The following is a 24,837-nucleotide window of genomic DNA, read 5'->3' as shown; positions in this document are numbered from 1 at the left end:
AGTCCGACAGCTCGCCCAAATGGGCGTTTCAGGAAGCCGTCGCCTTGCGCGATCCTCGCGGTTGGCAGAGGGTCAGAAACACGGACACCCGCGTTTTGACCTTCACGGCATAGCAAAGGAAAGACCTGGGATCAAGCGCTCCCAGTTTGGCGCGCCGCGGTGTCCAGATGATCCATGCGGTCCACGCGGTCGGCTTCGGTGCGAAGGGCATTGGAAAGCACGCGGCGCGCACCAAACCGTCGGAATAGCTCGACCGTAGCAACAACGGCTCCAGCAAGAACGAGATGCCGGGGATGTTGGGCAAGCGCTTCGTCCAGCACCGTAGTAACGCGCTGCACTACGGCGTTAGCATGATCCAGTTCATTCACTTTCGGTTCCTTTGCGTTTGGAGAGAAGTTCGTCCGCGTAGGCTCGGCGCAACGTCGGTTGGGAGATGCCCAGCGCCATCGCGATCGTCATCTTGCATGCTCCGGCTTGGCGCATGCGGGCGGCCAAGGCGCGGTTCGCATCGGACGGGACATGTTGGGGCCGTCCGCGCCGGACTGAGCCGACACCAAGCTCAGAAAAATAAATGGCGTAAAGGGTGGACTGTGCGACGCCGATTGCCCGCGCTATCTCAGGTCGCGTCTTGCCGATTGATACTAAGCCACTGACAAGCAATGCTTTTTCAGGTGTTTTGTCGTGGGGTGGTATGCCGCCGCGCCGGGGTGAGGCATCACACGCCGAAACCGCGCTCTGAAAATCGCTTTCGGCTAAAAAAAAGTCTGCCGATGGGGTCACAGGGGGTCCAGACCCCCCGGACCTTGTGGACTTCTGACCACCCCCCTGGCCCCTGTTTGCTAGTGGTGCATCACACCCTGCATCAGCAGACATGTGATTTTCCACACCGTCTCGCTGTCCCTCTTCCTTCATCGTCCAGCCTCCATGTCGGTGGCGAGCGCTGCGATCTCCCGGCGCAGTTCGTCGCGCCGCTCGAAATAGCGTTCGGGGTTTTGCCAATCGGGATGCAGGCGGCCGACTTCACGGGCGAGCGAGCGCAGCCGGGATGAAGGGGAAACCCGCCTCATAACGCCGACCCTTGCACCAAAAGCTGCGAGCCTTGCACACCCTTGCGCGCACTGGAGAGGTGGAATGGTGGAAAACCGCCATTCTCTTTGAGAGAATGCAACACTTGCAAGACTAGCAAGGCTTTTGTGTAACTCTCGCGCATGCGCGCAGACACGCGCCCGCGCGCACACGCATGAGAACAACTATGCACATGACCCTTGCAAGTGTTGCAAAGGCGCAGAAAACCGCGCCTAAAGCCTTGCATCAGGTGTTGCACTACCGTTGCACGAAGCCTTGCAAGCCTAGATTGGCAAGTCATCATCATCCTCCCAGGGGCGACGGGGCGCTTCAAATCCGGGCACGAAGTCATCGGCCATGTCATCGCTCGCCAGGTCGTCGGCCGTGCGTGTCGTCTCCAGGTCGAGCCACCGCATGCCGTGGCTTTCGATCTTGCGATAACCGCGATCGAGCATCGCCTTGCTGAAGCCCATCTGTGTCCATTCCCGTTCACCGGCCGCGCGCGCCCATGCCAGGAACAAAGCGTAGAGCTTGGATGACTGGACCCGCTGCCCATCGGCAGGGCGCGTGCAGGCGGCCAGGAAGCGTCCAAGCGGGTCGCTCTGCTCCCGATAGTCGGCCGTCGCACCGCGCACGCTGGCTGGTTCCTGAAGGCCGCGAAGCCGCCAGTCGAGTAGTCCTGTCAAAAGCCGATTGAGTATCCCGCTGGCCTCATCCCGCAGCTTGGCGACCAACTGCCGGTCTTTCTCCGCGTCGGGGATTTGGACGTCCCACGGCACCAACATCACGCGCCGCCAGATGCCATCGTCCACCCCGCTGATCGACGGGCGATGATTGCCCGATATGATCATCTTGAAGGCAGGATGAAGGTCGAACGGATCGCGGTTCAAACGCCGCACCGGCATAGGCTCGCCGCCCGTCGCCAATTTGATCAGCGCTTCCGCCAGCTTCGATCCCTTTTCAGGTTCGGACGTGCGCAGCAGGCGAACGCCCACAAGCGCCGCCAGGTCCGGGGAAGCCTCTGACCCTTTCCGCTTTCGACCCTGATCAAGGAACGTCTCGATCGGCACGGTCCCGGCATAGTCGCCCGCGATCGTCGCCCATGTGTCCACCAGCGTCGATTTGCCGTTTGCGCCCTTGCCATAGAAGAACGCCAGCTTTTGCTCGCTCACGTCGCCTGTCAGAGACAACCCGCCCCATCGATGCAGAAAGGCCCGCATTTCGTCCGAGGGCTGCACCCTCTCCAGAAAGCGATCATAGCGCTCGCACGTCGCGCCTGGCCGATACTCTACCGGCACAAGCCGCGTGATCAGGTCGCACGGATCATGCGCGCGCAGCCGCAGCTGCGCCCAAGGTTCCGGCGCATCCGGTTCATGGACAAGCTCTAGCGTGCCGTTGGCGCAATTGATCAGGAACGGATTGCGATCGAGCTGTTCAGGCTGGACCGTCAGGCCATAGCCTTCGAGCTGGCGCGCAATACCAGCAATACATGCAAGCTTTGCCGCGCTCTCCGAAGCCTTGGCCCAAGCCGCGAGCTTATCCGACAACAGCACTTCATCGCCGTTGCGCTTTGTCTCCATCAAGTCGTCCAGCGCGCCGGGTTCGCCCCGATCGCGACGGCCGCTATCACGCATGACGCGGGCTTCGTGCCGGATTGCCCGCACGGTCGCATGCACCCACCCGCCGATCAGCGCTTCTGCGCCGTCATGAATAAAGCGCCGACCGTCATGGGCGATCCAGCCCCACTTATCGACATAGCGCACGCGATCACCGAACCGTGCGGCAAATCGCTCCGCATTGCCCAGGTCGGTCAGTGGCACCATGCACAAGCGGCGGTGAATCGCATCGTCATCCGGGGCGTTGTCATTTGCCTCCGTTGGTCTGGCCCGCCCCTCATTCTGGCGACGTGGTGCCCGCCGGTCCGCAATGGCTGCAAGGTCGCGTGGCTTGCCGAGGCCCGCCAACCAACCGCTGTCAATGGTGGCCGTCAGTTGCGCCTCGCTGTCCCTTCCCGGATTCTTCGCGGCCGACTGTTCCAGCGCTGCGCGCGCCATCCCTTCCGGCAAAGCGCCCGCCGCGACCAGCTGAGCAATATTGAACGCTGCGCGGTTAAGGCTGTCCTGCCTGCCGCCCGTTCCTGCGGTTTCCACTTCGGCGCACTCGCGCTGGAGTGCGGTCAGTGCATAACGCTCCGCCGCCGCGTCACCCTTTCCCTTGCCCACAGGAGGCGACCCATTGGCCTTGCTGGCCTTGCGCGGACGAAGGATCGACAGCAGCGCGTCTGGCGCATCCACAATCGGCGCGGCGCTATCATCGCGCAGCCAACGATAAACGCCACCGGCGGCATTGCGCCCAGGCGGTGCGATCACATAGCCGCCATCGCCGCGCACATCGACATGCTCGGGCAGCGCATTGCTGTTTCGGATCGGATCGTCGTCAGGCTGGCGAAAATAGACATGGACCCCGCCCGAGGGGGTCCGGACGGCGAGCGACGGCGGCAGGGCGCAGCCCATCTGGGCCTCTAATTCCGTCTTCAGTCGATCAAGCGTCCATTCCTCGCCCGTGTCAGCGTCGATTCGCGGATCGAAGTCGAGTGCGAAAAAACCGCTCTTTCCCGTCGCGATGCCGATCAGCGCGTGCGGCCAGCGCTTCCACCAGGCGCGCACCGTCTCCGCGTCGCAACTGGCCTTGGACAGGCCTCCACTCTTGGGGACCGGCTTTCCGTCTACAACGTCGCGCTGTACGAGCGGACGCTTGTCGCGCGGATTGCAGGGCAACACCGGCCAACCCCGCGCGGCATAGGCCAGGGCGGTGGGAAGTATTTTTTGGTCGATCGCAGGGGGGCTAGGCTCAGTCGCCATGAACCGAACCGAAACATAGCCGCGCCGCCTTAGAGAGGCGCAAAAGTGGCTTCGTTCGGTTCGCCAACGCGTTCGTAACGCATTGAACTTGCTTGGTAGCTGTTAGCCGGGTTCGCCAGCCTAAGTCATTGTAAATCCGAGAAACAAGCACCCCCGTCGGGTGCACCATTTTTTTGCCTCAGTCGCCGGCGCGGGCCTCCGCCCGCTTGGCTATCCTCGCATAAGCTCGGGCGGCCGTTCGGCCTTGCGAACCCTGACGGGTTCGAAGTCGATCTTGCCAGTTCCCCTGTTTTCTCAATCCTCAGCCAGCATCGCGTCGATGACCGCCTGCCAGACGGCAAGCGCTGGCCCGTCCATCGGCACGCCCGGATCGCGGATCGTGGCCAGCACGACACGGGCGTTTTCGCGATACATGCGCCGCATTGGTTCCGCATCGGGATCGGCCCAGTCCCAGTCGGGCGCGATATTGGCGTACATGGCGCGGGCGGCGCGTTCCAAGGCTTCTGTCACAGCCATTTGAGTTTCCTGAAGCGGGCATAGAGCAGGGTGCAGACGATGCTGATCACGCCCAGCACCACGAAATAGCCGTAGCGGGTGCGCAGTTCGGGCATATGGTCGAAATTCATGCCGTAAATACCTGCGATGGCCGTCGGCACCGCCAGGATCGCGGCCCAGGCGGCCAGCTGGCGGGTGATGACGCCGGTGCGCTGCTGTTCCAGCAAATTGCTGAATTCAAACACAGAGGTCAGGATTTCGCGCAGATCCTCCACCATTGTCTGGACCCGACGGACATGGTCGCGCACGTCGCTGAAATAGGGACGGGCTTCGGGGTCGATGCAGGGCAGTTCCTGCTTGACGAATTTGGTTGCCACCTCGTGCATCGGGGTCAGGATGCGCTGGAAGCGCAGCAGCTGGCGACGCAGGTTGAAGATGCGGGTGATGTCGTCGCGGCCAAGGAATGTATCGACCGTATGCTGCTCCATCGCCAGCACCTCTTCTTCTATCCCCTCGATAATCGGCAGATAGCCATCGACGACGAAATCCAGGATGGCGTGGAGGACATAATCGACCCCTTGGGCGAGGCGCGCGGGCACTGCCTCCAGATCCTGCCGCAGCGCTAGATGGGCGCGCGCCGATCCGTGGCGAACGGTGATGATATGGCTGTGGCCCACGAAGATCGCGGTTTCGCCATAGCAGATGCTGCCATCCTCGACATGGGCGGTGCGCGCGACGACGAACAGCTGGTCGCCATAGAGATCGACCTTGGGCAGCTGGTTGGCCTTGATCGCATCCTCGACCGCCAGCGGGTGCAGATCATAGGCGCGCTGGAGCGCCTGCATCTCAGCCAGCGTCGGGTCGGCGACGCCGATCCAGACAAATTCTGACTTGTCATGGGCGCAGTCGATTCGCTCGTCGATCGACACCGCCCGGACGCGGGCACCATTGCGATAGAGATAGGCAGCAACGACGGTCATGGACAGGTCCGGTTATGGGCAGGGAAAAGCCGATTAGCAGATGGGTGATGCGGCGTCCTATCCCAGTCGCCACACGACTTGCATGATTTTTCGTCAAGAGGGTGGCGGCTGACTTTGGCGTGACATAGTTGGGGGCGACAGGGGGGCATAGACAAGCGCGCGAAAGCGGAGACGGTTCTGCCCATGTTTGCTATAGATTTTGAGGCGTCCTGCCTGCCGCGCCATGGACGGTCCTTTCCGATCGAGGTCGGACTGGCGGGCAGGGACGGTGCGCGCAGCTGGCTGATCCGGCCGCACCCTGACTGGTCGGGGTGGGACTGGACAGCGGAGGCGGAGGCCTTGCACGGGTTGAGCCGGGCGCGGATTGAACGGGACGGCCTGCCTGCCCATGTCGTGCTGGACCAGTTGGCCAATGCTGTGGGCGGGCAACGGGTGGTCGCCGACAGCCTGATCGATCCCTATTGGCTGGACACCCTTGCGGCAGCCGCTGGACGGGAGGCTCCCTTTGCGATTGATCATGTCGCGACGCTGATGGATGAGCGGCAGGTCGATGAAGCGCAGATCAGCGTGGCGGTGCGGATCGCAGACCAGCGCTGCCCAATGCGACACCGGGCAGGCAGCGATGCCTTGTGGCTGGCAAGCGTGATGGCGCAGCTATGGCCCGATGTGGCCGGCTATCCCGCCACCCGGATGCCGCTGATGTCCCGGTAGCAACAATTTGTTACGTCCGGCAAATTTCGGAGACATTCGCCGTCCCTAATTCGGGCGCTCGGTTCCACAGGGATCGGATGCTTTCGCCTGAGCAGGAGTTGCGATGATGACGGACAATGCCGCGCCGAACGGCCAGCGATGCCGGTAACCGCGCCGCTGATCATGGTCGCCGAGACGCAGCCGGACCTGCGCCGGACGATCCGCGAATTTCTGGAGGAGAGCGGCTTTCGCGTCCTGCCGGTCAAATCCTCCGATGATATATTCCAGGCGCTGGGCACGATGCCGGTCGGTGTCGTCGTGCTGGATTCGGCGTTGCGCGGGGCGGACGGGCTGGACCTGTGCCGCGATGTGCGCGAACGCAGCGATGTGCCGGTCATCCTGGTCGGGGCCAACAGCAGCGAGGTTGACCGAGTGGTCGGGCTGGAGCTGGGGGCGGACGATTATATGGCCAAGCCCTATTCGGGCCGCGAACTGGCCGCACGGGTGCGGGCGGTGCTGCGCCGTGGGCGGACCGAACGGGCGCTGGGGCTGAACCGCCAGACCGAAGCGTTCTTCGACGGTTGGGTGGTGCATTTCGGGCGGCGGGAGGTGCTCGATCCGGCTGGCACACCAGTCAATCTGACGGCAGCGGAATTTACATTGCTGGCTGTGTTGCTCGATCATCCGCAGACGGTGATTGCGCGGGCGCGGCTGATGGAACTGGCCGGGGTGCGGGATGCGCCATCGTCCGATCGCAGCATCGATGTGTTGATCAGCCGCCTGCGCCGCAAGCTGCGCCATGGCGACCGGCCCGCGCCGATCGTGACCGCGCGGGGCGTCGGCTATATGTTGAGTGCGACGGTCGATCGCCGCTGAAATCGGGCTTTGTCGCGCTGGCGTATCAATTCAACGTCCAGACATACTATTTAACAAAGCCGCTGCGACGCAGCAAAACCGCTCTCCTATCTAAGCTGGCAGGCCGGTCCGCCCCCAGACCGGCAAAGCAACAAAAGGATAGACTCCATGAACGAGCTTATCGGTCGCGTTTTCAACTTCGAAAAGCACACTTTTCCGAATGAAAGCGCGCTTTACAATCGACTCGCCAGTGACGGCCAGAGCCCCAAGGCGCTGATGATCTCCTGCGCCGATTCGCGGATCGTGCCCGAACATATCATGCAGGCGCAGCCCGGCGATCTGTTCGTATGCCGCAATGCGGGTAATATCGTTCCGCCGCACGCGACGCAAAATGGCGGCGTGACCTCCACGGTCGAATATGCCGTCATGGTGCTGGGCGTGCGCGACATCATCGTGTGTGGCCATAGCGATTGCGGCGCGATGAAGGCGCTGTCCACCGAGGCCGACCTGACCAACATGCCCAATGTGGCCGCTTGGCTGCGGCACAGCCACGCCGCGCAACAGGTGTGCAAGGCCAGCTATCCCGCCGATCTGAGCGATGCTGAAAAGCTGCGCAACATGGCGCTGGAAAATGTCGTCGCGCAACTCGCACACCTGCGCACCCATCCCTCGGTCGCATCCGGCATCGCGCGTGGCGAGATCGCCCTGCACGGTTGGTATGTCGACATCCATGCCGGTCTGGTGATGGGCCTTGATGGCGAAACCGGACGCTTCTCGCCGTTGCGCGAAGGGCAGCCCATGCCCGTCGCGCTGCCCCACGCCCGTCGCCTCGCCGGCGAAGGCGAATATGCCCTAGCGGCGGAGTAAGCCATGTTGAAAGCCTTTTCCGGCGGCACATTCAGCCGCGATTTCGTAGCGTCGATCGTTGTCTTCCTGGTGGCGATGCCGCTGTGCATGGGCATTGCGGTTGCATCTGGCGTGCCGCCGGAAAAAGGCCTGATCACCGGAATCATCGGCGGCATCGTCGTGGGTTTGCTGGCAGGTTCGCCGTTGCAAGTCAGCGGTCCTGCGGCTGGTCTGGCGGTCATCGTCTTTGAAATCGTCCGCGAACAGGGGTTGTCCGCCCTTGGCCCCATCCTGATCCTGGCGGGCGCGATCCAGGTTGTTGCCGGCCTGCTGCGGGTTGGCGGCTGGTTCCGTGCCATTTCGCCGGCGGTCGTCCATGGGATGCTCGCGGGCATCGGCGTGCTGATCGTGGTCGGCCAGTTCCATGTGCTGTTCGATGACAAGCCGCTGTCGAGCGGTTTGCAGAATCTGATCGCGATGCCGGGCCAGATTTTCGGGCTGAGCAATGGCGATGCGGCGACGGCCTTTGCGGTCGGCCTCGTCACCATCTTTGGCATGTTGGGTTGGGAGAAATTCCGCCCCGCCTCGCTCAAGCTGGTGCCTGGCGCGCTGGTCGGCGTGGTTGCTGCCACGCTGATCGCGTTCCTGCTCGGCCTGCCGGTCGCGCGTGTCACTGTGCCTGAATCGATTGTCGGCGCGATTGCGCTGCCCGAAGGCGGGCTTTTGGCGCAATTGCTCAACCCGGCAATCTTTACCACAGCGATTGCGATTGCCTTCATCGCCAGTGCCGAAACTTTGCTGTCGGCCGCAGCGGTCGACCGGATGCATGATGGTGTGCGCACCGACTATAACCGGGAACTGAGCGCCCAGGGCGTCGGCAATCTGCTTTGCGGCTTTGCCGGGGCGCTGCCGATGACCGGCGTTATCGTCCGTAGCTCCGCCAACGTGCAGGCGGGGGCCAAGACCCGGATGTCGACCGTGCTGCATGGCATCTGGATTTTGGGCTTCGTCGCGCTGCTGCCATGGTTGCTGCGTGAAATCCCGATGGCTGCGTTGGCGGGCATCCTCGTCGTCACCGGCGTCCGTCTGGTCAGCGTCGATCATGTTCGCCATCTGCTCCATCGCTATGGCCCATTGCCTGCGGTGGTATGGGCTGCGACGCTGATCTGCGTTGTCGCGACCGACCTGTTGACCGGGGTGCTGGTCGGCATCGGCCTGTCTATGCTGGAACTGGTGCCGCACCTTAGCCGTCTGCGGCTCAGGATGGAGGAAGAAAGCCGAGGCGACGCACATGAAGTGGCGCTGCGCGGGTCTGCGACCTTCCTCAACCTGCCCAAGCTGTCGGCCAAGCTCGACTCGCTGCCGACCGCTGGCCTCGTCATCCTGAATGTCGAGCGGCTGGGGCATATCGACCATACGTGCGCGGAAATGGTGCGCGAATGGGTCGATCGCCGTCGCGGTGCAGGGTCGCCTGTAGAACTGTTTGGCGCAACCGGACGGATGCGCCAGCTCGTCGCCTGATCATCCCCCCTCGACCAGGTGACAAAAAGTGCCGCCGTGTCTCCCCGACACGGCGGCATTTTTATGTCTTGGGACCACATTGTACCGACAATGAATAGTTACTTTTATGTCACAGCGATTAGCATCATCTCGCATCTGCGAGAAAATCCTGTTTGCCTGATCGGCATTTGAGAATTAGGCAGACCACGACCACCGATACTGGAAGCGCAAGCAACAGACTTTCGGATCAGAGTGGACGCAGGACGGAACATTCTTTCGTAAAGGGGAATGTTCATGAAGTATAAGATCGCTACTGTCGCCCTCGCGCTTATGTCCAGCGTACCGGCTTTCGCGCAGGAAGAACCTGCCAGCCCCGTCACCGTCACGGGCAGCGTTGGCCTCGTTTCCGACTATCGCTTCCGTGGCGTGTCGCAGAGCGACAAGGGCATGGCCGTTCAGGGTGGCATCACCGCCACGCATGAAAGCGGCGCCTATGTCGGCACCTGGGCATCGAACCTGGGCGGCTGGGGCCGTTTTGGTGGTTCCAACATGGAACTCGACCTGTTTGCCGGTTACGCCATTCCGCTGGGCGGCGCGACGCTGGACGTCGGTCTGACCTGGTACATGTATCCGTCGGGTGCCGACATCACTGATTTCGCTGAGCCCTATGTCAAGCTGTCCAGCACGATCGGCCCGGTCAAGGGTCTGGTTGGCGTTGCTTACGCGCCCAAGCAGGAAGCCCTGGGCAACTGGTGCAGCGATGCGGCTTGCACCATCTTCAACCCCGGCGACAAGGAAGATAACCTGTACGTCTGGGCTGACGTGAGCGGTGCGGTTCCCAACACGCCTGTCACGCTGAAGGCGCATCTGGGCTATTCGAACGGTAACCCCGGCCTTGGCCCGAACGGCACGTCGATTGCCCCGACCGGCAAATATGTCGACTGGCTGGTTGGTGCGGATGTTGCCATCCCCGGCACCCCGCTGACCCTGGGCGTCGCCTATGTCGACACCGACATTGCCCGCGTCGAGGAAAACTACCTGCGTCCCAACTTCGCCGTTTCGGGCGACAGCAAGGACGTCGGCAAGTCGATCGCGCGCAGCCAGGTCGTTTTCTCGCTGACCGCCGCTTTCTGATCCAAAGCGCCGGGCCTGTTCGTACAGGCCCGGCGCACCTTTGCCTGCCGCGATGGCGCTGGCATGACAAATTGTTGCTGCTGCCGCTGCGGAACGTTTCGCAAGCCGCTCATGGTTGACCCCTGTTAAGGGCGACCCTATCCCTGCTGACATGACCAACGCTCTGTCGTCCCCATCATGACTGCCCCCACCATCATCCTGGTCGAGGATGACCCGCCGCTGCGCACCCTGACCGCGCGGGCGTTGCAGGAACATGGCTATCAGGTTCGCCCTGCCTCTTCGGGACCGGAAATGTGGGTGGCGTTCGATGCCGGCCCGGTCGATCTGGTCGTGCTGGACGTCATGCTGCCGGGCACTAACGGGATAGACCTGTGCCGCCAGATCCGGCGCAAGAGCGACGTTCCCATCATCTTCATCAGCGCCAAGGGCAGTGAGACCGACCGGATCGTCGGGCTGGAACTGGGCGCGGACGATTATCTGCCAAAGCCGTTCGGCACCCGCGAGCTGATCGCCCGCATCCGCGCCATATTGCGTCGGGTGGGGCTGGAGCGCGGGCCGGACGATCATCGCGAAAATGAAGCGCGGTTCGATGATTGGGTGGTGAATTTTCCCCGCCGCGAACTGCGATCGCCCACGGGCGCGATCGTTGACCTGACCGGCGCGGAATTTGATCTGCTGGGCAGCTTCCTCAGCCATCCGCAGCGCGTGATCGCGCGGGAGCGACTGATCGAACTGTCGCGCACCCGCATGGGGGACAGCAGCGACCGCAGCATCGATGTGCTGGTCAGCCGCCTCCGCCGCAAGCTGACCACCGAAGATCGCCCTGCGCCGATCACCACGGTGCGCGGCGTCGGTTATATGTTCAATGCCGAGGTCAGCCGCGCTTGAAACGGCATTTCAAAGGATCGCTGGGGCTGGTCGGCCGCATTTTTGCGATCCTGTTGCTGACGGTGATGCTGGAATTTGCGGTCGGCACGTTGATGTACGAACGCGCCAGCCAGCTATCCCTGCAGGATGACGAGGCGCGGCGGCTGGCCGAGCATCTGGTGATCGCGCGCAAGCTGCTGACCGAGCAGCCGGTCGAGGAACGGCGCACCATGGGCGTGCAACTGACCACGGATCGGTACGATGTCCACTGGTCCCCCGCTGCGCCGCCGCCGCCGCCGCTATCGCCGGAACTGGAGCGGATGCGGCAGCAGATCATCGCCTGGGAACCCAGTCTGGAACGATCGCGGCTGTGGCTGCGGTTGGCGTCGCCCGGTCGCCATTCGGAGATTAACGGCGGGCTGCAATTGCCCGACGGCAGCTGGCTCTATTTCGGGATGCATCATGGCGGGGGCAAATGGGCCTTTACCATTGGCAGGTTGGGGATGGCACTCATCCCGGTATTGGCGCTGCTGATCGCGGGCTGGGCGCTGATCCGCAAGACGCTGGCTCCGCTGCGCGACCTGACCCGCGCGACCGAGCAGATCGGCCTGGGACGGGAAGTCATCCTGCCTGAAGCAGGCACCAATGACGTGCGCAACCTGATCCGCGCCTTCAACGTGATGCAGACCCGCATCCATCGCCTGATCGACGAGCGGACGGAGACGCTGGCGGCGGTCGGCCATGACATGCGCACGCCGCTCGCCCGACTGCAATTGCGGCTGGAGACGGTGCCGGATGGCGAGACGCGCGCGGCGATGGACGGCGACCTGGAGGAAATGGGGCAGATGATCGAATCGCTGCTCGATTTTCTGGGTGGCGAGAAAGATCCAGAACCCGCCGTGCGCACCGACCTGGCCGTCACGGTGGCAACGATTGTCGATGCGTTTCAGGACCATGGCCATGATGTCGATTATGCCGGGCCGGACCATCTGGAAATGGCGGTGCGGGCGCTCTCGCTCCGCCGGGCGGTGCGCAACCTCATTGAAAACGCGCTTCATTATGGCAAGCGCGCGCGCGTGACAGTGGAGCGCAAGGGGAATGAGGTGCTGATCCGGGTCGATGACGATGGTCCCGGCATTCCGCGCGATCAACTGGACGCGGTCCTCAAACCCTTCGCCCGGCTCGACACCGCGCGCCAGCGTAATACAAGCGGGCTGGGGCTGGGCCTGGCGATCGTGCAGAAGGCGGTCGATGCCGAAGGGGGCAAGCTGACGCTGGCCAACCGGCCCGAAGGGGGCTTGCGCGCCGAAATCTGCCTGTTCCTGCCCGCCAGCAAATGAGAAACTGTCCGGCTACAAGCAAAACTCGTTTATCGCCGCGCCCCTGCACAGGCTAAGCCTGCGCCATCAAGGAACGAGGCGCATATGACGGCGGACGTGGATAAGCCAAACAGCGAGGTTGACGGTTACTGGGATCTGGATCGGCTGGTCGCCGATCTGGGCGCGGTGCGCGGCCGTTGGCGGCGCGACCAGCAGCATCATGCCGAATATGGCGCGGAGGGCTTCCCCTCGCGTGCCAATCTGACGAAGATCATGCAGGCGCTGTGCGGCGCGCTGTTCCCGCTGCGGCTTGGCCCCGATTTCGTGCGGCTGCATAATGAGAACAGTTTCGTCGCCGAGACGCTCCAGACTGTGCTGAGTCGCCTCTACGGCCAGATCAGGCTGGAACTGATCTATGCGCTGAAGGACGAACCGGCGACCGCGATTGACGCGCAGGCGGCGCGGATCATCAGCGGCTTTGCGCAAGCGCTGCCCGGTTTGCGCGAACTGCTCGATACCGATGTGGAGGCTGCGTTTCTGGGTGATCCCGCCGCGCGCAGCGTGGATGAGGTGCTGATCTGCTACCCTTCGATGCTGGCGATCATCCATCACCGGCTGGCGCATCGGCTGCATGAACTGGGTGCGCCGCTGGTGGCGCGGATCATCTCCGAAATCGCCCATAGCAAGACCGGGATAGACATTCACCCCGGCGCGAAGATCGGTCCCAGCTTCTTTATCGATCATGGCACCGGCGTCGTTATCGGCGAAACCGCGATCGTGGGACAGCGGGTGCGACTCTACCAGGGCGTGACGCTGGGCGCGCGCAGTTTCCCGGCGGACGAGAAGGGGACGCTGGAAAAGGCGCTGCCGCGCCATCCGATTATCGAGGATGATGTCGTCATCTATGCCGGTGCCACGGTGCTGGGGCGGATCATCGTCGGCAGCCGGTCGGTCATTGGCGGCAATGTCTGGTTGACCGACAGCGTCCCGGCCGATTCCAATGTGCGTCAGGCCAAGGCGCAGTATGAAGTCACCAGCCGCGTCGACGTATCCGCCCCGCACCGCGTCCATGCATTGGTGGAGAGCACCGACGGGGTGGGGGAGAATATTTGATCCACCACCTGTTCGTTTCGAGCGTGTCGAGAAACGCTGGCAGAGGTTTCTCGACTTCGCTCGAAACGAACGGAGGTAGGGTGTTTGATCGGATTTATTGCGCCGGGCAGCTGGTTCCTTCGCCCGCCACCAGATCCAGGCAACGGCCGTCAATCTCGCTCTTGGCAACCGGCAGGGCGATCAGCGCCGCCAGGGTGGGCATGATGTCCACCGTCTCCACGCCCAGCGGCTGTTCGAAATGGGTCAGCCCCTTGCGCCAGAAGAGGATGGGGACGCGGCGGTCATAGTCCCATGGGCTGCCATGGGTCGCGACATAGCCCTTGGTCGGATCGACGATCGGCGTGATGCGGGGCTTGAGCAGCAGCAATATGTCGCCCGACCGTTGGGCGTCGAAGCTGGCGCGCGCTTCCTGAAGCAGGGTCCAGCTTTCCGGCGGGCCGGAGGGGGAGGGGACCGCGGCGATCTGCGGCTTGGTATAGGCGGCCTCGACCTGCGGATGGGCGCGTAGCAATGTGAGCGTTTCGGCCTCTACCTTCGCGCGCTGAGCGGCGGTCAGCCCCTTGTCGAAATACAGGTCACCCGCCGGGCCGTCGCCCCATATCAGCTTCTTGCCGGTCAGGCCGGTCTTTGCCCCGATGGTCGCGGTCAGCGCCTTGGGCGTCAGCGCCTCATCGGCGCGGCTTTCCATCGGCATGGCATTTTCGCGGTGGCGTTCGGGCAGGTCGTGGCCGCCATGGTCGGCAGTCAGCACCACGGCATAGTCGATGCCGTCCTTGTCGAGTCGATCGAAGAAAGCGCCCAGTTCGCGGTCGAGCCGGTCGATCTGGATGCAGCTTTCGGTGCCTTCGGTGCCGTAAGTGTGGCCGACATAATCGGTCGCCGACAGGCCGATCGAGATGATGTCGGTCTGCGCCTGCTTGCCCAGCCCCATGCTTTCGATCGCACCGGCGGCCAGCACCAGCGTCATCGCATCCTGTTCGGGCGAGGCGCGGAAGGCTTTGAAATCGCCAGCGGCGCGTGCGAAGCGGCCTGTGCCGACACTTTTGCCAGCGCCGATCGCGACGGGGAAATCCTTGGCCACGCATTGCTGCGGCAGGTCGAAGCCCGCATTGGGCTGGGTCAGACGCTGGGCGAAGGCTTCGTTGATTTTCGCGACCAGCGGCGGGGTGGCGACGCCCTTATAGCTGACAAAGCCCTGCGCGCCGCCGATCCACCAGGTCTGGTCGGCGGTCGGCCCGCCCATCATGATCGCGGCGCGATCCTTCCCCGCGACGGACACGACGCGAGTGGCGGGATTGGCGATCTTCATCCGGCCGCCCAGGGTCGGGACTTTGAGGTGAATGGGGGAAGCGACATAATCGCCGCTGTTGCTGCCGGACACGCTTTCATCCTCGGCGCAATAGATCGCCTTGTCCTCCCGCGCGATCGACAGGTCGAACCAGGTGTTGGCGATGATGCCGGTGCGCGACGGGCGGCTGCCGGTCAGGATGGTCGAATGGCCGGGGCAGGTTTCGGTCGCCGCATGGCTTTGATAGCCTTTGGGGAACACGACGCCCTGCGTCAGCCGCTTTAGACCGCCGCTATAATATTGCCGGTATTCGCTGAACAGGTCGGCCGAAAACTGGTCGACCGAGATCGCGACGATCAGCTTGGGCGGCGTCGTTTGTGCGGTAGCGGGGATTGCGGTGGCGAGCAGCAGGGCGGCGGCGACTTTTCTCAACATCTACTGTACCTTCTCCAGCCTTGACGGCGAACGCCACCGGACCTAGCCCGCTGACATCCACCCGACCAGAGGCCCGATGCGGATTTTTCATGTCATACTGATGACGCTGGCGTTGCTGGCGGGGGTTTCAGGCGCGCAGGCGCAGGGGGCGTTCGGGGGCGCCGCGCCGCATATCGCCGCGCGACTGGTGGCCGAAAGCGCCACGCCCGCGCCGGGCAAATCGACCAGCATTGCCTTTGCCATGGTGCCGGAGGCGGGCTGGCACGGCTATTGGGAAAATCCGGGCGACGCGGGCCTGGGCATGACAGTGAGCTGGACATTGCCAAAGGGCGTCACGGTGGGGCGTCTGCGCTATCCGGTGCCGGAAACGCTGCTGATTTCGGGCCTGATGAACCATGTCTATGAAGGCCCCTATGGCGTGCTGGCGACCCTGACGGTCGCGCCCGACGTCGCGGCTGGCACGCGCCTGCCGGTGCGGGTCAAAGCGCAGTGGCTGGCCTGCACGGACAAGGTCTGCGTGCCCGAAAGTGGCGAGATGGCGCTGGATCTTGTTGCGGGCGACGGACGGGTTGTAGTGGCAGATCGTGCGCGGTTCGATGCGTGGCGCAGCCACCTGGCCCGTCCGCTGGGGTCGGAGGCGACCTATGCGATTGCGGGTGGCAAGCTGCGCCTGTCGGTGCCGTTCCCCGCCGATGCGCAGGTGAGCAATGTGCATCTTTTCCCGCTTGCCGAAGGGCTGGCGCGCTATGCCGCGCCGCAGAGCGTGACCCGCGATGGCGACCGGCTGCTGGTCGAAACCGACGCGGGCGAGGGTGGCAAGGGCGGCGCAGTGCAGGCGGTGCTGGCGACCGGGGACCATGTCGGCTTTCTGCTGACCGCCCGCCCCGGCGCGGTCGCGGCGTCGGGCGGCACGATGCAGGCGATCCTGATCGCGCTGGGTGGCGCTCTGCTCGGTGGATTGCTGCTCAACATCATGCCCTGCGTGTTCCCGATATTGGGGCTGAAAGCCATGAAGCTGGCCAAGGCTGGCGGCGATGAACCCACGGTCCGGCGCGAGGCGCTGGCCTATGCCGCCGGGGTGATCGCCACCTGTCTGGCGCTGGGCGCGGCGCTACTGGCGTTGCGGGCAGTCGGCGCGGCGGTGGGCTGGGCGTTCCAGTTGCAGGACCCGCGCATCATCCTGTCGCTGCTGCTGCTGGTCAGCGCCATCGCCTTCAATCTGGCGGGGCTGTTTGAACTGCGGGCGGTCGGCGGCGGCGAGGGGCTGGCGGGCAAGGGCGGTATGGCGGGTGCCTTCTGGACCGGGGCGCTGGTCGCCTTCGTCGCGACGCCCTGCACCGGGCCGTTCATGGGCGCGGCGATGGGCGCGGCGATGGTGCTGCCGCTGGCAGCCGCGCTGGCAGTGTTTGCCGGGCTGGGGCTGGGGCTGGCGCTGCCCTTCCTGCTGCTGGCCTATATCCCGGCGCTGCGCACACGGTTGCCCCGCCCCGGACCATGGATGGGGCGCTTCCAGAAGATATTGGCGATCCCGATGTTCCTGACCGCGCTGGGGCTGGCCTGGTTGCTGGGGCAACAGCGCGGCGTTGTGGGCATGACCATTGGTTTGGCTGCCATGCTGGCCTTTGTCCTGCTGCTCTGGTGGCTGGGCAGTCGGCAGCGGGCCGGGCGCGGTGGTGGCTGGATCGTCGCGCTGGCGGGGCTGGCCGTGCTGGGCGGGGCGGTTGCGCTGCTGCCGTCGCGCGCGCCTGCTGCGGCGGCTCAGGAAGGCGCGGCGCTCCCCTTCGACGAAGCGAAACTGGCTAGTCTGCGGGCATCCGACAAGCCAGTATTTCTCTATTTCACCGCCGACTGGTGCCTGACCTGCAAGGCCAATGAAGCCGCCGCGATCGACCGTGCCGAAACCCGCGCGGCGTTCGACAAGGGTGGCGTCACGGTCATGGTCGGCGACTGGACCAATGCCGACCCGGCGATCACCCGCTTTCTGGAAGGGCAGGGGCGGTCGGGCGTGCCGCTGTACCTCTGGTATGCGCCGGGCAGGGAGGCGCAGACTTTGCCGCAATTGCTGACGCCAGCCACGCTGACGGCGCTGGTGCGCTGATGGCGAAAATTCGCGCTGATCAGTTGCTGGTCGACAATGGCCTGGCGGAAAGCCGGGCGCGGGCGCAGGCGCTGATCCTGGCGGGCCTGGTCTTTTTGGGCGATCGGAAGATCGACAAGGCCGGGCAGCAGGTCGCGCTGGACGCGGAACTGGACGTGCGGGGCCGGGACCATCCCTGGGTGTCGCGCGGCGGCATCAAGCTGGCTCATGCCTTGGCCGAATATGCGATTCCCGTGACCGGCATGGTGGGGCTGGACGTGGGTAGCTCGACCGGCGGCTTTACTGACGTGCTGCTGACCAATGGCGCGATCCGAGTCTATGCGGTGGACAGCGGCACCAACCAGCTGGCGTGGAAATTGCGCAGCGACGATCGCGTCATCGTCCATGAACAGACGAGCGCGCGCATCCTGACAGCGGCGCACATCCCCGAACCGATCGACATCATCGTGTGCGACGCCAGCTTCATATCGCTGGCCAAGGTGCTGGAACGACCGCTGAGCTTCGCGCGCCCCGGCGCGGCGCTGGTGGCGCTCATCAAGCCGCAGTTCGAGGCGGGGCGTGAGGAAGTCGGCAAGGGCGGGGTGGTGCGCGATCCAGACATCCACGAACGGGTTTGTGAAGAGGTGGGCGCATGGATACAGGCGCAGGGATGGACCGTTATCGGCATCACGCCCAGTCCGATCACCGGACCGCAGGGCAATGTCGAATTTCTGCTCCATGCCCGGCTTGGTGGATAAACGCCTTATGTTCGTTATTTGGGACGTTGTTACATCTTGCGACAAAAGGCCATGTTGTGTCGCACCGAAAGGCCCGATAGCCCTCCACCATGCGTAATTCCCTGTTTCTTTTCACCGCCCTTTGCCTTGCCGGTTGCAGCGGCGACAAGGCGCCCAAGCCGCGCCCGGCTGCGCTGGTCGAGGCGGCGCCGATCGCAACCGCCGATTTCGCCGATACGCTCGACGCTGTCGGCACGGCGCTGGCCAATGAACAGGTTATCCTGTCTGCGCCGGTGACCGAGCGGGTTACGTCGATCAATTTCGCCGATGGCGGCTATGTCGCCAAGGGGCAGGTGATCGCGACCATGTCGATCGCCGAGGAACAGGCGGAACTGGCCGCGGCGCAGGCGCAGGCGTTGCAGGCCGGGCAGCAATTGCAGCGGGTGCAGGCTTTGAAAACGCGCGGGTTCGCGACGGCCGCTTCGCTCGATCAGCAGTTGGCGCTGGCCAATGCGGCCAAGGCGAGCGCCGACCAGAGTCGCGCTGCGATCAGCGACCGGGTGATCCGCGCGCCCTTTGGCGGCTGGGTCAGCCTGCGCACCGTATCGCCCGGCGCGATCGTGACGGCGGGGACGGCGATCGCCACGGTCAGCGACATTTCGCGAATCAAGCTGGACTTCACCGTGCCGGAGACGCGCCTGGCCACCATTCGCGCGGGTCAGGCGATCCGCGCTGTCTCTGCCGCCTGGCCCGACCGGCCCTTTACCGGCACGATCGCAACGATCGACCCGGTGATCGACCCCGCCACCCGCGCCGTGCGCGTGCGCGCGATCCTGCCCAATCCCGATCGTGCGTTGAAGCCTGGCATGTTGCTGACCGTCAGCATCGTGTCGCGCCAGCGCAAGTCGCTTGCGCTGCCCGAACTGGCAGTGGTCGGCGATGGTGAGGAACGCTTCGTGTTCGTGCTGGAGGATCGCAAGGCCAAGCGGGTCAAGGTCGATACCGGCCTGCGCCAGAACGGACTGGTCGAGATTTTGGGCGGGGTGAAGGCCGGGCAGATGGTCGTTACCGATGGCGTCGTCAAGCTGAGCGATGGCGCGCCGGTGCGACTGGCAGGGGATAAGCCCGCGCCATCAGCCAAGCCCGCAGGCTAAGCAACGCCATGCAGCTGTCCGACCTGTCCGTCCGCCGCCCGGTTTTCTCCGCCGTCGTCGCGGTGCTGCTCTGCATCGTCGGGGTGGTGGGCTATCTCAGCCTGTCGGTTCGCGAATATCCCGACACCGATCCGCCGGTCGTGTCGGTCGAGACCAATTATACCGGCGCTGCGGCTTCGGTCGTGGAAACCCGCATCACCCAGCTGATCGAGGATGCGGTCGCGGGCGTGCAGGGCATCCGCACGATTACATCGACGTCGCAGGACGGTACGTCCAACATCAGCATCGAATTCGATCCCTCGCGCGACATAGACACCGCCGCCAACGATGTGCGCGACCGGGTGGGGTCAGTGGTGGAGGATCTGCCGGAGGATGCGCTGGCGCCTGAAATCCGCAAGGTCGATGCGGATGCGCGGCCGATCCTGTTCCTGGCCTTCTCCCGCCCCGGCTGGAGCGCGATCCAGCTGAGCGATTATATCGACCGCAATATTGCCGACCGTTTCTCCGCGATCGACGGGGTAGCGCGCGTCACGATCGGCGGGGAGGCGCGGCCATCGACCCGCGTGTGGATGAATGCGGAGCGGCTAGCCGCCTTTGGCCTGACGCCGGCCGATGTCGAAAATGCATTGCGTGCGCAGAATGTCGAACTGCCCGCCGGGCGGTTTGAATCGAAGGATCAGAACCAGACGCTGCGTGTGGATCGCCCGTTCGCCACGCCGGAGCAATTTGCCCAGTTGGTCGTTGGCCGGGGCGACAATGGCTATCAGGTCAAGCTGGGCGATGTCGCGCGGATCGAGGAAGGGCCGGAAAACCCCTATAGCAGCTTCCGCTCCAATGCCGGGACCGCGATCGGCCTTGGCATCGTGCGGCAGTCGGGCGCGAACACGCTGGAGGTGGCGGACAAGGCCAAGGCGCTGGCCGAACAGTTGCGCCCGACCCTGCCGCAGGGGATGCGGGTGGCGGTTGGTTCCGACGAATCGCTGTTCATCAGCCGCGCGATCGAAAATGTCTATGACACGCTGCTTGAAGCGGCGCTGCTCGTCATCCTCGTCATCTTCCTGTTCCTAGGGTCGGTGCGCGCGACGATCGTGCCCGCCATCACCGTGCCGATCTGCCTGCTGGCGACCTGCGCGGTCATGTGGCTGCTTGGCCTGTCCATCAACCTGCTGACCTTGCTCGCCTTCGTGCTGGCGATCGGGCTGGTGGTGGATGACGCGATCGTCGTGCTGGAGAATGTCTATCATCGGATCGAGCAGGGAGAAGACCCGCTGGTCGCCTCTTATCTCGGTACGCGGCAGGTGGGTTTTGCGATCATTTCCACCACATTGGTCGTTTGCGCGGTGTTCGTGCCGGTGATGTTCCTGGCGGGGCAGACCGGACTGCTGTTCCGCGAACTGGCGGTCGCGATGATCGCCGCCATCGCTTTTTCGGGCTTCATATCGCTCAGCCTGGCCCCGATGCTCTGTTCCAAGCTGCTCAACAATGCCGAACGCGGGCGGCTGGCGCGCTGGGTCGATGCCCGGTTCCAGCGGCTGGAGGGCGGCTATGCCCGCTGGCTGGACCATGTCCTGCGCAAGCCGCTGCTGCCGCTGATCGGGGTTGGTCTATTTCTGGCGCTTGCGGGGGGGATGTTCACCCTGCTGCCGAGCGAACTGGCACCTGCCGAGGATACCGGCGTGGTCGACAGCCAGATCAGCGCGCCGGAGGGGGCGGGCTTTGACCGGATGCTGGCCTACATGCGCAAGATCGAAAATGAGCTGGCCCCGTTGCGGAAAGACGGAACGCTCCAGAATCTGATTGTCCGTGCGCCGGCAGGTTTCGGGACGTCGGATGATTTCAACAGCGGCAATGTCATCGCCTTCCTGCGCCCATGGGAGGACCGCACGATCACGACGGCGGAAGTCGCGACCATTATCAACAAGGTGATTGCCGACCAGCCCGGCGTGCGCGGCAATGCGGCACCGCGATCGGGGCTGGGGCGTGGGCGCGGCCTGCCGGTCAATATCGTGCTGGCCGGATCGACCTATGAAGGGCTGGTGGTGGCGCGCGATCGGATCATTGCCGCCGCGGCCAGCTATCCGGGGCTGATCAACCTGGACAGCGACTATAAGGAAACCAAGCCGCAGATGCGGATCGACGTCAACCAGCAGCGCGCGGGTGACCTGGGCGTGTCGGTCAACGACATCAGCCAGGCCTTGCAAAGCCTGTTGGGGTCGCGGCGCGTGACCACCTATGTCGACCGGGGCGAGGAATATCGCGTGCTGGTGCAGGCGGAACAGGAGGGGCGGCAGACGCTGGCCGATCTGGAACGGATACAGGTGCGCGCGACCAATGGTGCTCTGGTCCCGCTGTCGGCGTTGGTCACGGTACGCGAAGTGGCCGGGCCGCGCCAGCTCAACCGTTACAACAAGCTGCGCGCCATCACGCTGACCGCTGCGCTGGCCCCCGGCACGTCGCTGGGACAGGCGCTCGCCTTTCTGGAGACGGAAGCGCGCCAGTCGCCCGAAGTGCTGGCGATCGGCTATCGCGGCGAAAGCCAGTCGCTGCGCGAAACCGGCGGGTCGATCTGGCTAATTTTTGGCCTCACCATCCTGATCGTCTATCTGCTGCTGGCAGCGCAATTCGAGAGTTTCATTCATCCCGGCGTCATCATAGCAACGGTGCCGCTGGCGGTGGCGGGTGGCGTGCTGGGGCTGATTGTCACGGGCGGGTCGATCAACCTTTACAGCCAGATCGGCATCGTCATGCTGGTGGGGCTGGCGGCCAAGAATGGCATCCTGATCGTCGAGTTCGCCAACCAGTTGCGCGACGAGGGGCTGGAGGTGGCGGAGGCCATTCGGGAGGCCGCGACCCGCCGCCTGCGGCCGATCCTGATGACGTCGATCGCGACCGTCATCGGCGCGGTGCCACTGGTGATTCGCGGCGGCGCTGGCGCGGCGGCGCGCAACTCGATCGGCGTGGTCATCGTCTTTGGCGTCAGTCTGGCGACGCTGATCACCCTGTTCCTGATCCCCATATTCTATTCGCGTGTTGCGAAGCGGACCGTTTCTCCGCAAACCGTTGGTCGCAAGCTGGATTCGGCGTTGAAGGATTCGCCCGATCCGGCCGAATAGGATGAGCGTGGAGAAGCGTTGCCGATGAACGAAATCGCGTCCCCCGGCCAATTGCGCCTTGCCTATCTGCGCTGGGCGCTGGTGACCGTGCCGGTCATCGTCCTGTTGGGTTTCCTGTCGGGGCAGTTCGCCAATAGCGGCTTTGGCAATCGCTGGTTCGACGCGCTGGTAAAGCCCGCGCTGATGCCGCCGGGCTGGGCATTTGGCGTCGCCTGGACCATTCTCTACATTGCGATGGCACTGGCGCTGGCGATCGTGCTGCACGCGCGCGGGGCGAAGGGGCGGGGCCTGGCCATCACCCTGTTTCTGGTCCAGTTTGTCATGAACCTTGCCTGGTCGCCGCTCTTTTTCCGCGCGCATCAGGTCGGCAGCGCGCTGGTGCTGATCCTCGTCCTGTTCGTGCTGGTGACGGTAACGGCCTGGCTGTTCAGCCGTATCCGCCGCGTCGCAGGCTGGTTGCTGCTGCCCTATCTGGCCTGGCTGGCCTTCGCCTCCTTCCTCAATTATGAGATTAATCGCCTGAACCCGGACGCGCAAACCCTTGTCGCGCCCGCGCTTCAGACCCAGATATGATTTTTGGCGCGGTTGCCGCGCCCGTTGAGAGGATGAGCATCATGCAGAGCGAGAACCGCTTTTTCGACGATCTGGCCAAGCTGGTGAATGGCGCGGCCGGGACCGTGGCGGGCATGAGCCGCGAGTTTGAGGCCAATGCGCGCGAGAAGGCCAAGGAATGGATGGGCGGCGCGGACTTCGTGTCGCGTGAGGAGTTTGACGCGGTCAAGGCGCTGGCGGCGGCGGCGCGCGAAGAGGTGGAATTGCTCAAGGCCCGCATCGACGCGCTGGAAGGCAAGACGTCCGAACCGGTCAAAAAGACGGTCAAGGCGACCAAGACCAAGCCCGTTGAAGCGGACTGATCCAGTCTGTCCTTTCGCCGTTCGCGGTGTTAAGGCGCGCCGATGATGGATAGTGACGAGTTTGAGCATGGCGGCCAGGAAGCCGCGCCGATCGACATGCTGGCGGCCTTTTTCGAGGCGCATGGCTGGACCTACGAGCAGGTTGGCGAGGATGAGATCGTCGCCAATACGCAAGGCAGCTGGGCGCAATATGAGCTGCGCGGCATCTGGCGCGACGAGGATCAGGTGCTGCAACTGCTGGCGCTGCCAGATATTCGCGTCACCGATGAAAAGCGCGGCACGATCTACGAGACGCTGGGGCTGATTAACGAACAACTGTGGCTGGGCCATTTTGAGCTATGGTCGTCGAGCGGCATCATTTTGTTCCGCCATGGCGCGCTGCTGGGCGCAGGCGGCACGCTGACGCTGGATCAGGCGCAATTGCTGGTCGAGACCGCGATCGACGAATGCGAGCGTTTCTATCCGGTGTTCCAGTTCGTGTTGTGGGGCGGCAAGAGCCCGACCGAGGCGATTGCCGCCAGCCTGATCGAAACCCGCGGCGAGGCCTGAGCGCGTGGCGATCCGTTGGCCCGATCATTTGTTCCTTATCGGCTGCGGCAATATGGCCGGGCAGATGCTGGCACGCTGGCTGGATTGCGGCCTGGATCCCGCACGGGTGACGGTGCTGCGTCCAAGCGGGCGTCCGGTCGCGGATGGCGTGACGGTGGTCACTGACTATCCGGCCACGCTGCCCGCCGGGACGACCGTGTTGCTGGGGATGAAGCCCTATCAGATTGCCGATGTTGCAGCGGCGATTGCGCCTTTGTGCGGGGCGGACATGCGGGTCGTCTCGATCCTCGCTGGCACCTTGCTCGCTGATTTGCGGGCGCGTTTTCCGGCGGTGCGGGATATGGTGCGGGCAATGCCCAATCTGCCCGTGGGGCTGGGCGAGGGGGTTACGGCGCTATTCGCCGATGACAGGACATCGGCGCAGGCAAAGGCGGATGTTGCTGCGTTGATCGCGCCGTTGGGCCTGGCCGAATGGATTGGCGATGAAGCACTGTTCAATCAGGTGACGGCGCTGTCGGGTTGTGGACCCGCCTTCCTTTTCCGCTTCATCGACGCGCTGGCACGGGCGGGTGAGGCGCTGGGCATCCCCGCCGATCAGGCCGCGCGCATGGCGCTGGCGACGGTGCAGGGTTCGGCCAATATGGCTGCGCGGGCGAGTGCCCGCACCGGCGACAGTCCGGGCGTGCTGGCCAATCGCGTCGCCAGCCCCGGCGGCATGACGCGCGAGGGAATGAATGTGCTGGACGCCGACGACCGGCTGCTGGCATTGCTCACCGACACGCTGACCGCCGCCCGCGATCGTGGTGAAGCGATGGCGCGCGGAGCGTAATCTTCATCGGAGCCTT

General features: G+C 64.2%; 23 protein-coding genes. 16 read left to right on the top strand and 7 right to left on the bottom strand.

What is annotated here, in order from left to right:
- Positions 1-131: 131 nt before the first annotated feature.
- From KRZ98_RS09560 to KRZ98_RS09535, 6 genes are all read right to left on the bottom strand, one after another.
- Positions 132-368: a hypothetical protein gene (locus KRZ98_RS09560; RefSeq protein ID WP_217673333.1), complete on the bottom strand. Its 237-nt coding sequence runs from the start codon at positions 366-368 to the stop codon at positions 132-134.
- The gene (locus KRZ98_RS09555) at positions 361-780 is read right to left on the bottom strand and encodes a hypothetical protein (protein ID WP_217673332.1); all 420 of its coding nucleotides are present in this window, start codon (positions 778-780) and stop codon (positions 361-363) included. The genes KRZ98_RS09560 and KRZ98_RS09555 overlap by 8 nt, the downstream gene beginning before the upstream one ends.
- A gap of 128 nt (positions 781-908) precedes the next feature.
- Entirely contained in the window at positions 909-1,067 is a 159-nt protein-coding gene (locus KRZ98_RS09550) for a hypothetical protein (protein WP_157742299.1), read from the bottom strand.
- Between the two features lie 282 nt (positions 1,068-1,349).
- On the bottom strand, positions 1,350-3,926 hold the full coding sequence (locus KRZ98_RS09545) for a phage/plasmid primase, P4 family (RefSeq protein ID WP_217673331.1): 2,577 nt from the start codon (positions 3,924-3,926) through the stop codon (positions 1,350-1,352).
- Between the two features lie 294 nt (positions 3,927-4,220).
- Positions 4,221-4,442, bottom strand: a complete 222-nt coding sequence (locus KRZ98_RS09540; protein WP_217673330.1) for a hypothetical protein — start codon at positions 4,440-4,442, stop codon at positions 4,221-4,223.
- Entirely contained in the window at positions 4,433-5,401 is a 969-nt protein-coding gene (locus tag KRZ98_RS09535; RefSeq protein WP_217673329.1) for a magnesium and cobalt transport protein CorA, read from the bottom strand. Before KRZ98_RS09535 ends, KRZ98_RS09540 begins: the two co-directional genes overlap by 10 nt.
- Positions 5,402-5,584: 183 nt before the next feature.
- On the opposite strand from KRZ98_RS09535, the gene KRZ98_RS09530 reads away from it, so the two are divergent.
- The 8 genes from KRZ98_RS09530 to epsC all read left to right on the top strand — a co-directional run bounded on the left by KRZ98_RS09530 (position 5,585) and on the right by epsC (position 13,725).
- Positions 5,585-6,112 carry a hypothetical protein gene (locus KRZ98_RS09530; protein WP_217673328.1) on the top strand — a complete coding sequence of 176 codons (528 nt, stop codon included), beginning with the start codon at positions 5,585-5,587 and terminating at the stop codon, positions 6,110-6,112.
- Positions 6,113-6,250: 138 nt separating this feature from the next.
- Entirely contained in the window at positions 6,251-6,967 is a 717-nt protein-coding gene (locus KRZ98_RS09525) for a response regulator (RefSeq protein WP_217673327.1), read from the top strand.
- A 147-nt stretch (positions 6,968-7,114) separates the two neighbouring features.
- A complete protein-coding gene (locus KRZ98_RS09520; RefSeq protein WP_217673326.1) occupies positions 7,115-7,813 on the top strand; it encodes a carbonic anhydrase in 699 nt (232 codons plus the stop codon).
- A 3-nt stretch (positions 7,814-7,816) separates the two neighbouring features.
- On the top strand, positions 7,817-9,313 hold the full coding sequence (locus tag KRZ98_RS09515) for a SulP family inorganic anion transporter (RefSeq protein ID WP_217673325.1): 1,497 nt from the start codon (positions 7,817-7,819) through the stop codon (positions 9,311-9,313).
- 267 nt (positions 9,314-9,580) lie between these two features.
- Positions 9,581-10,426 (top strand): TorF family putative porin, encoded by an 846-nt coding sequence (locus KRZ98_RS09510; protein ID WP_217673324.1) that lies wholly within the window; start codon positions 9,581-9,583, stop codon positions 10,424-10,426.
- 177 nt (positions 10,427-10,603) lie between these two features.
- Positions 10,604-11,314, top strand: a complete 711-nt coding sequence (locus tag KRZ98_RS09505) for a response regulator (RefSeq protein ID WP_006961535.1) — start codon at positions 10,604-10,606, stop codon at positions 11,312-11,314.
- Entirely contained in the window at positions 11,311-12,633 is a 1,323-nt protein-coding gene (locus tag KRZ98_RS09500; protein WP_217673323.1) for an ATP-binding protein, read from the top strand. Before KRZ98_RS09505 ends, KRZ98_RS09500 begins: the two co-directional genes overlap by 4 nt.
- 84 nt (positions 12,634-12,717) lie before the next feature.
- A complete protein-coding gene (epsC, locus tag KRZ98_RS09495) occupies positions 12,718-13,725 on the top strand; it encodes a serine O-acetyltransferase EpsC (RefSeq protein WP_217673322.1) in 1,008 nt (335 codons plus the stop codon).
- 94 nt (positions 13,726-13,819) lie between these two features.
- Here the strand turns inward: epsC and KRZ98_RS09490 are convergent, their stop codons facing one another.
- Positions 13,820-15,448 (bottom strand): alkaline phosphatase family protein, encoded by a 1,629-nt coding sequence (locus tag KRZ98_RS09490; protein ID WP_217673321.1) that lies wholly within the window; start codon positions 15,446-15,448, stop codon positions 13,820-13,822.
- 76 nt (positions 15,449-15,524) lie between these two features.
- On the opposite strand from KRZ98_RS09490, the gene KRZ98_RS09485 reads away from it, so the two are divergent.
- The 8 genes from KRZ98_RS09485 (at position 15,525) to KRZ98_RS09450 (ending at position 24,821) form a co-directional block, all read left to right on the top strand.
- Entirely contained in the window at positions 15,525-17,546 is a 2,022-nt protein-coding gene (locus KRZ98_RS09485; protein ID WP_217673320.1) for a protein-disulfide reductase DsbD, read from the top strand.
- Positions 17,546-18,283, top strand: a complete 738-nt coding sequence (locus KRZ98_RS09480; protein ID WP_217673319.1) for a TlyA family RNA methyltransferase — start codon at positions 17,546-17,548, stop codon at positions 18,281-18,283. The genes KRZ98_RS09485 and KRZ98_RS09480 overlap by 1 nt, the downstream gene beginning before the upstream one ends.
- Positions 18,284-18,372: 89 nt before the next feature.
- Positions 18,373-19,416 carry an efflux RND transporter periplasmic adaptor subunit gene (locus tag KRZ98_RS09475; protein ID WP_217673318.1) on the top strand — a complete coding sequence of 348 codons (1,044 nt, stop codon included), beginning with the start codon at positions 18,373-18,375 and terminating at the stop codon, positions 19,414-19,416.
- A gap of 8 nt (positions 19,417-19,424) precedes the next feature.
- A complete protein-coding gene (locus KRZ98_RS09470; RefSeq protein WP_217673317.1) occupies positions 19,425-22,529 on the top strand; it encodes an efflux RND transporter permease subunit in 3,105 nt (1,034 codons plus the stop codon).
- A 24-nt stretch (positions 22,530-22,553) separates the two neighbouring features.
- Positions 22,554-23,102: a TspO/MBR family protein gene (locus tag KRZ98_RS09465; RefSeq protein ID WP_217673316.1), complete on the top strand. Its 549-nt coding sequence runs from the start codon at positions 22,554-22,556 to the stop codon at positions 23,100-23,102.
- Positions 23,103-23,143: 41 nt separating this feature from the next.
- Positions 23,144-23,443, top strand: a complete 300-nt coding sequence (locus KRZ98_RS09460) for an accessory factor UbiK family protein (protein WP_217673678.1) — start codon at positions 23,144-23,146, stop codon at positions 23,441-23,443.
- A gap of 42 nt (positions 23,444-23,485) precedes the next feature.
- Positions 23,486-23,992, top strand: a complete 507-nt coding sequence (locus KRZ98_RS09455) for a YbjN domain-containing protein (protein ID WP_006963728.1) — start codon at positions 23,486-23,488, stop codon at positions 23,990-23,992.
- 4 nt (positions 23,993-23,996) lie between these two features.
- Complete coding sequence (locus tag KRZ98_RS09450) at positions 23,997-24,821, top strand: pyrroline-5-carboxylate reductase (RefSeq protein WP_217673315.1); 825 nt, start codon at positions 23,997-23,999, stop codon at positions 24,819-24,821.
- Positions 24,822-24,837: the final 16 nt, after the last annotated feature.

The organism is Sphingobium sp. AS12 (assembly GCF_019097845.1).
Classification (GTDB): domain Bacteria; phylum Pseudomonadota; class Alphaproteobacteria; order Sphingomonadales; family Sphingomonadaceae; genus Sphingobium.
The sequence above is the reverse complement of the archived record's forward strand: the minus strand, read 5'-3'. Positions and strand labels throughout refer to the sequence as shown.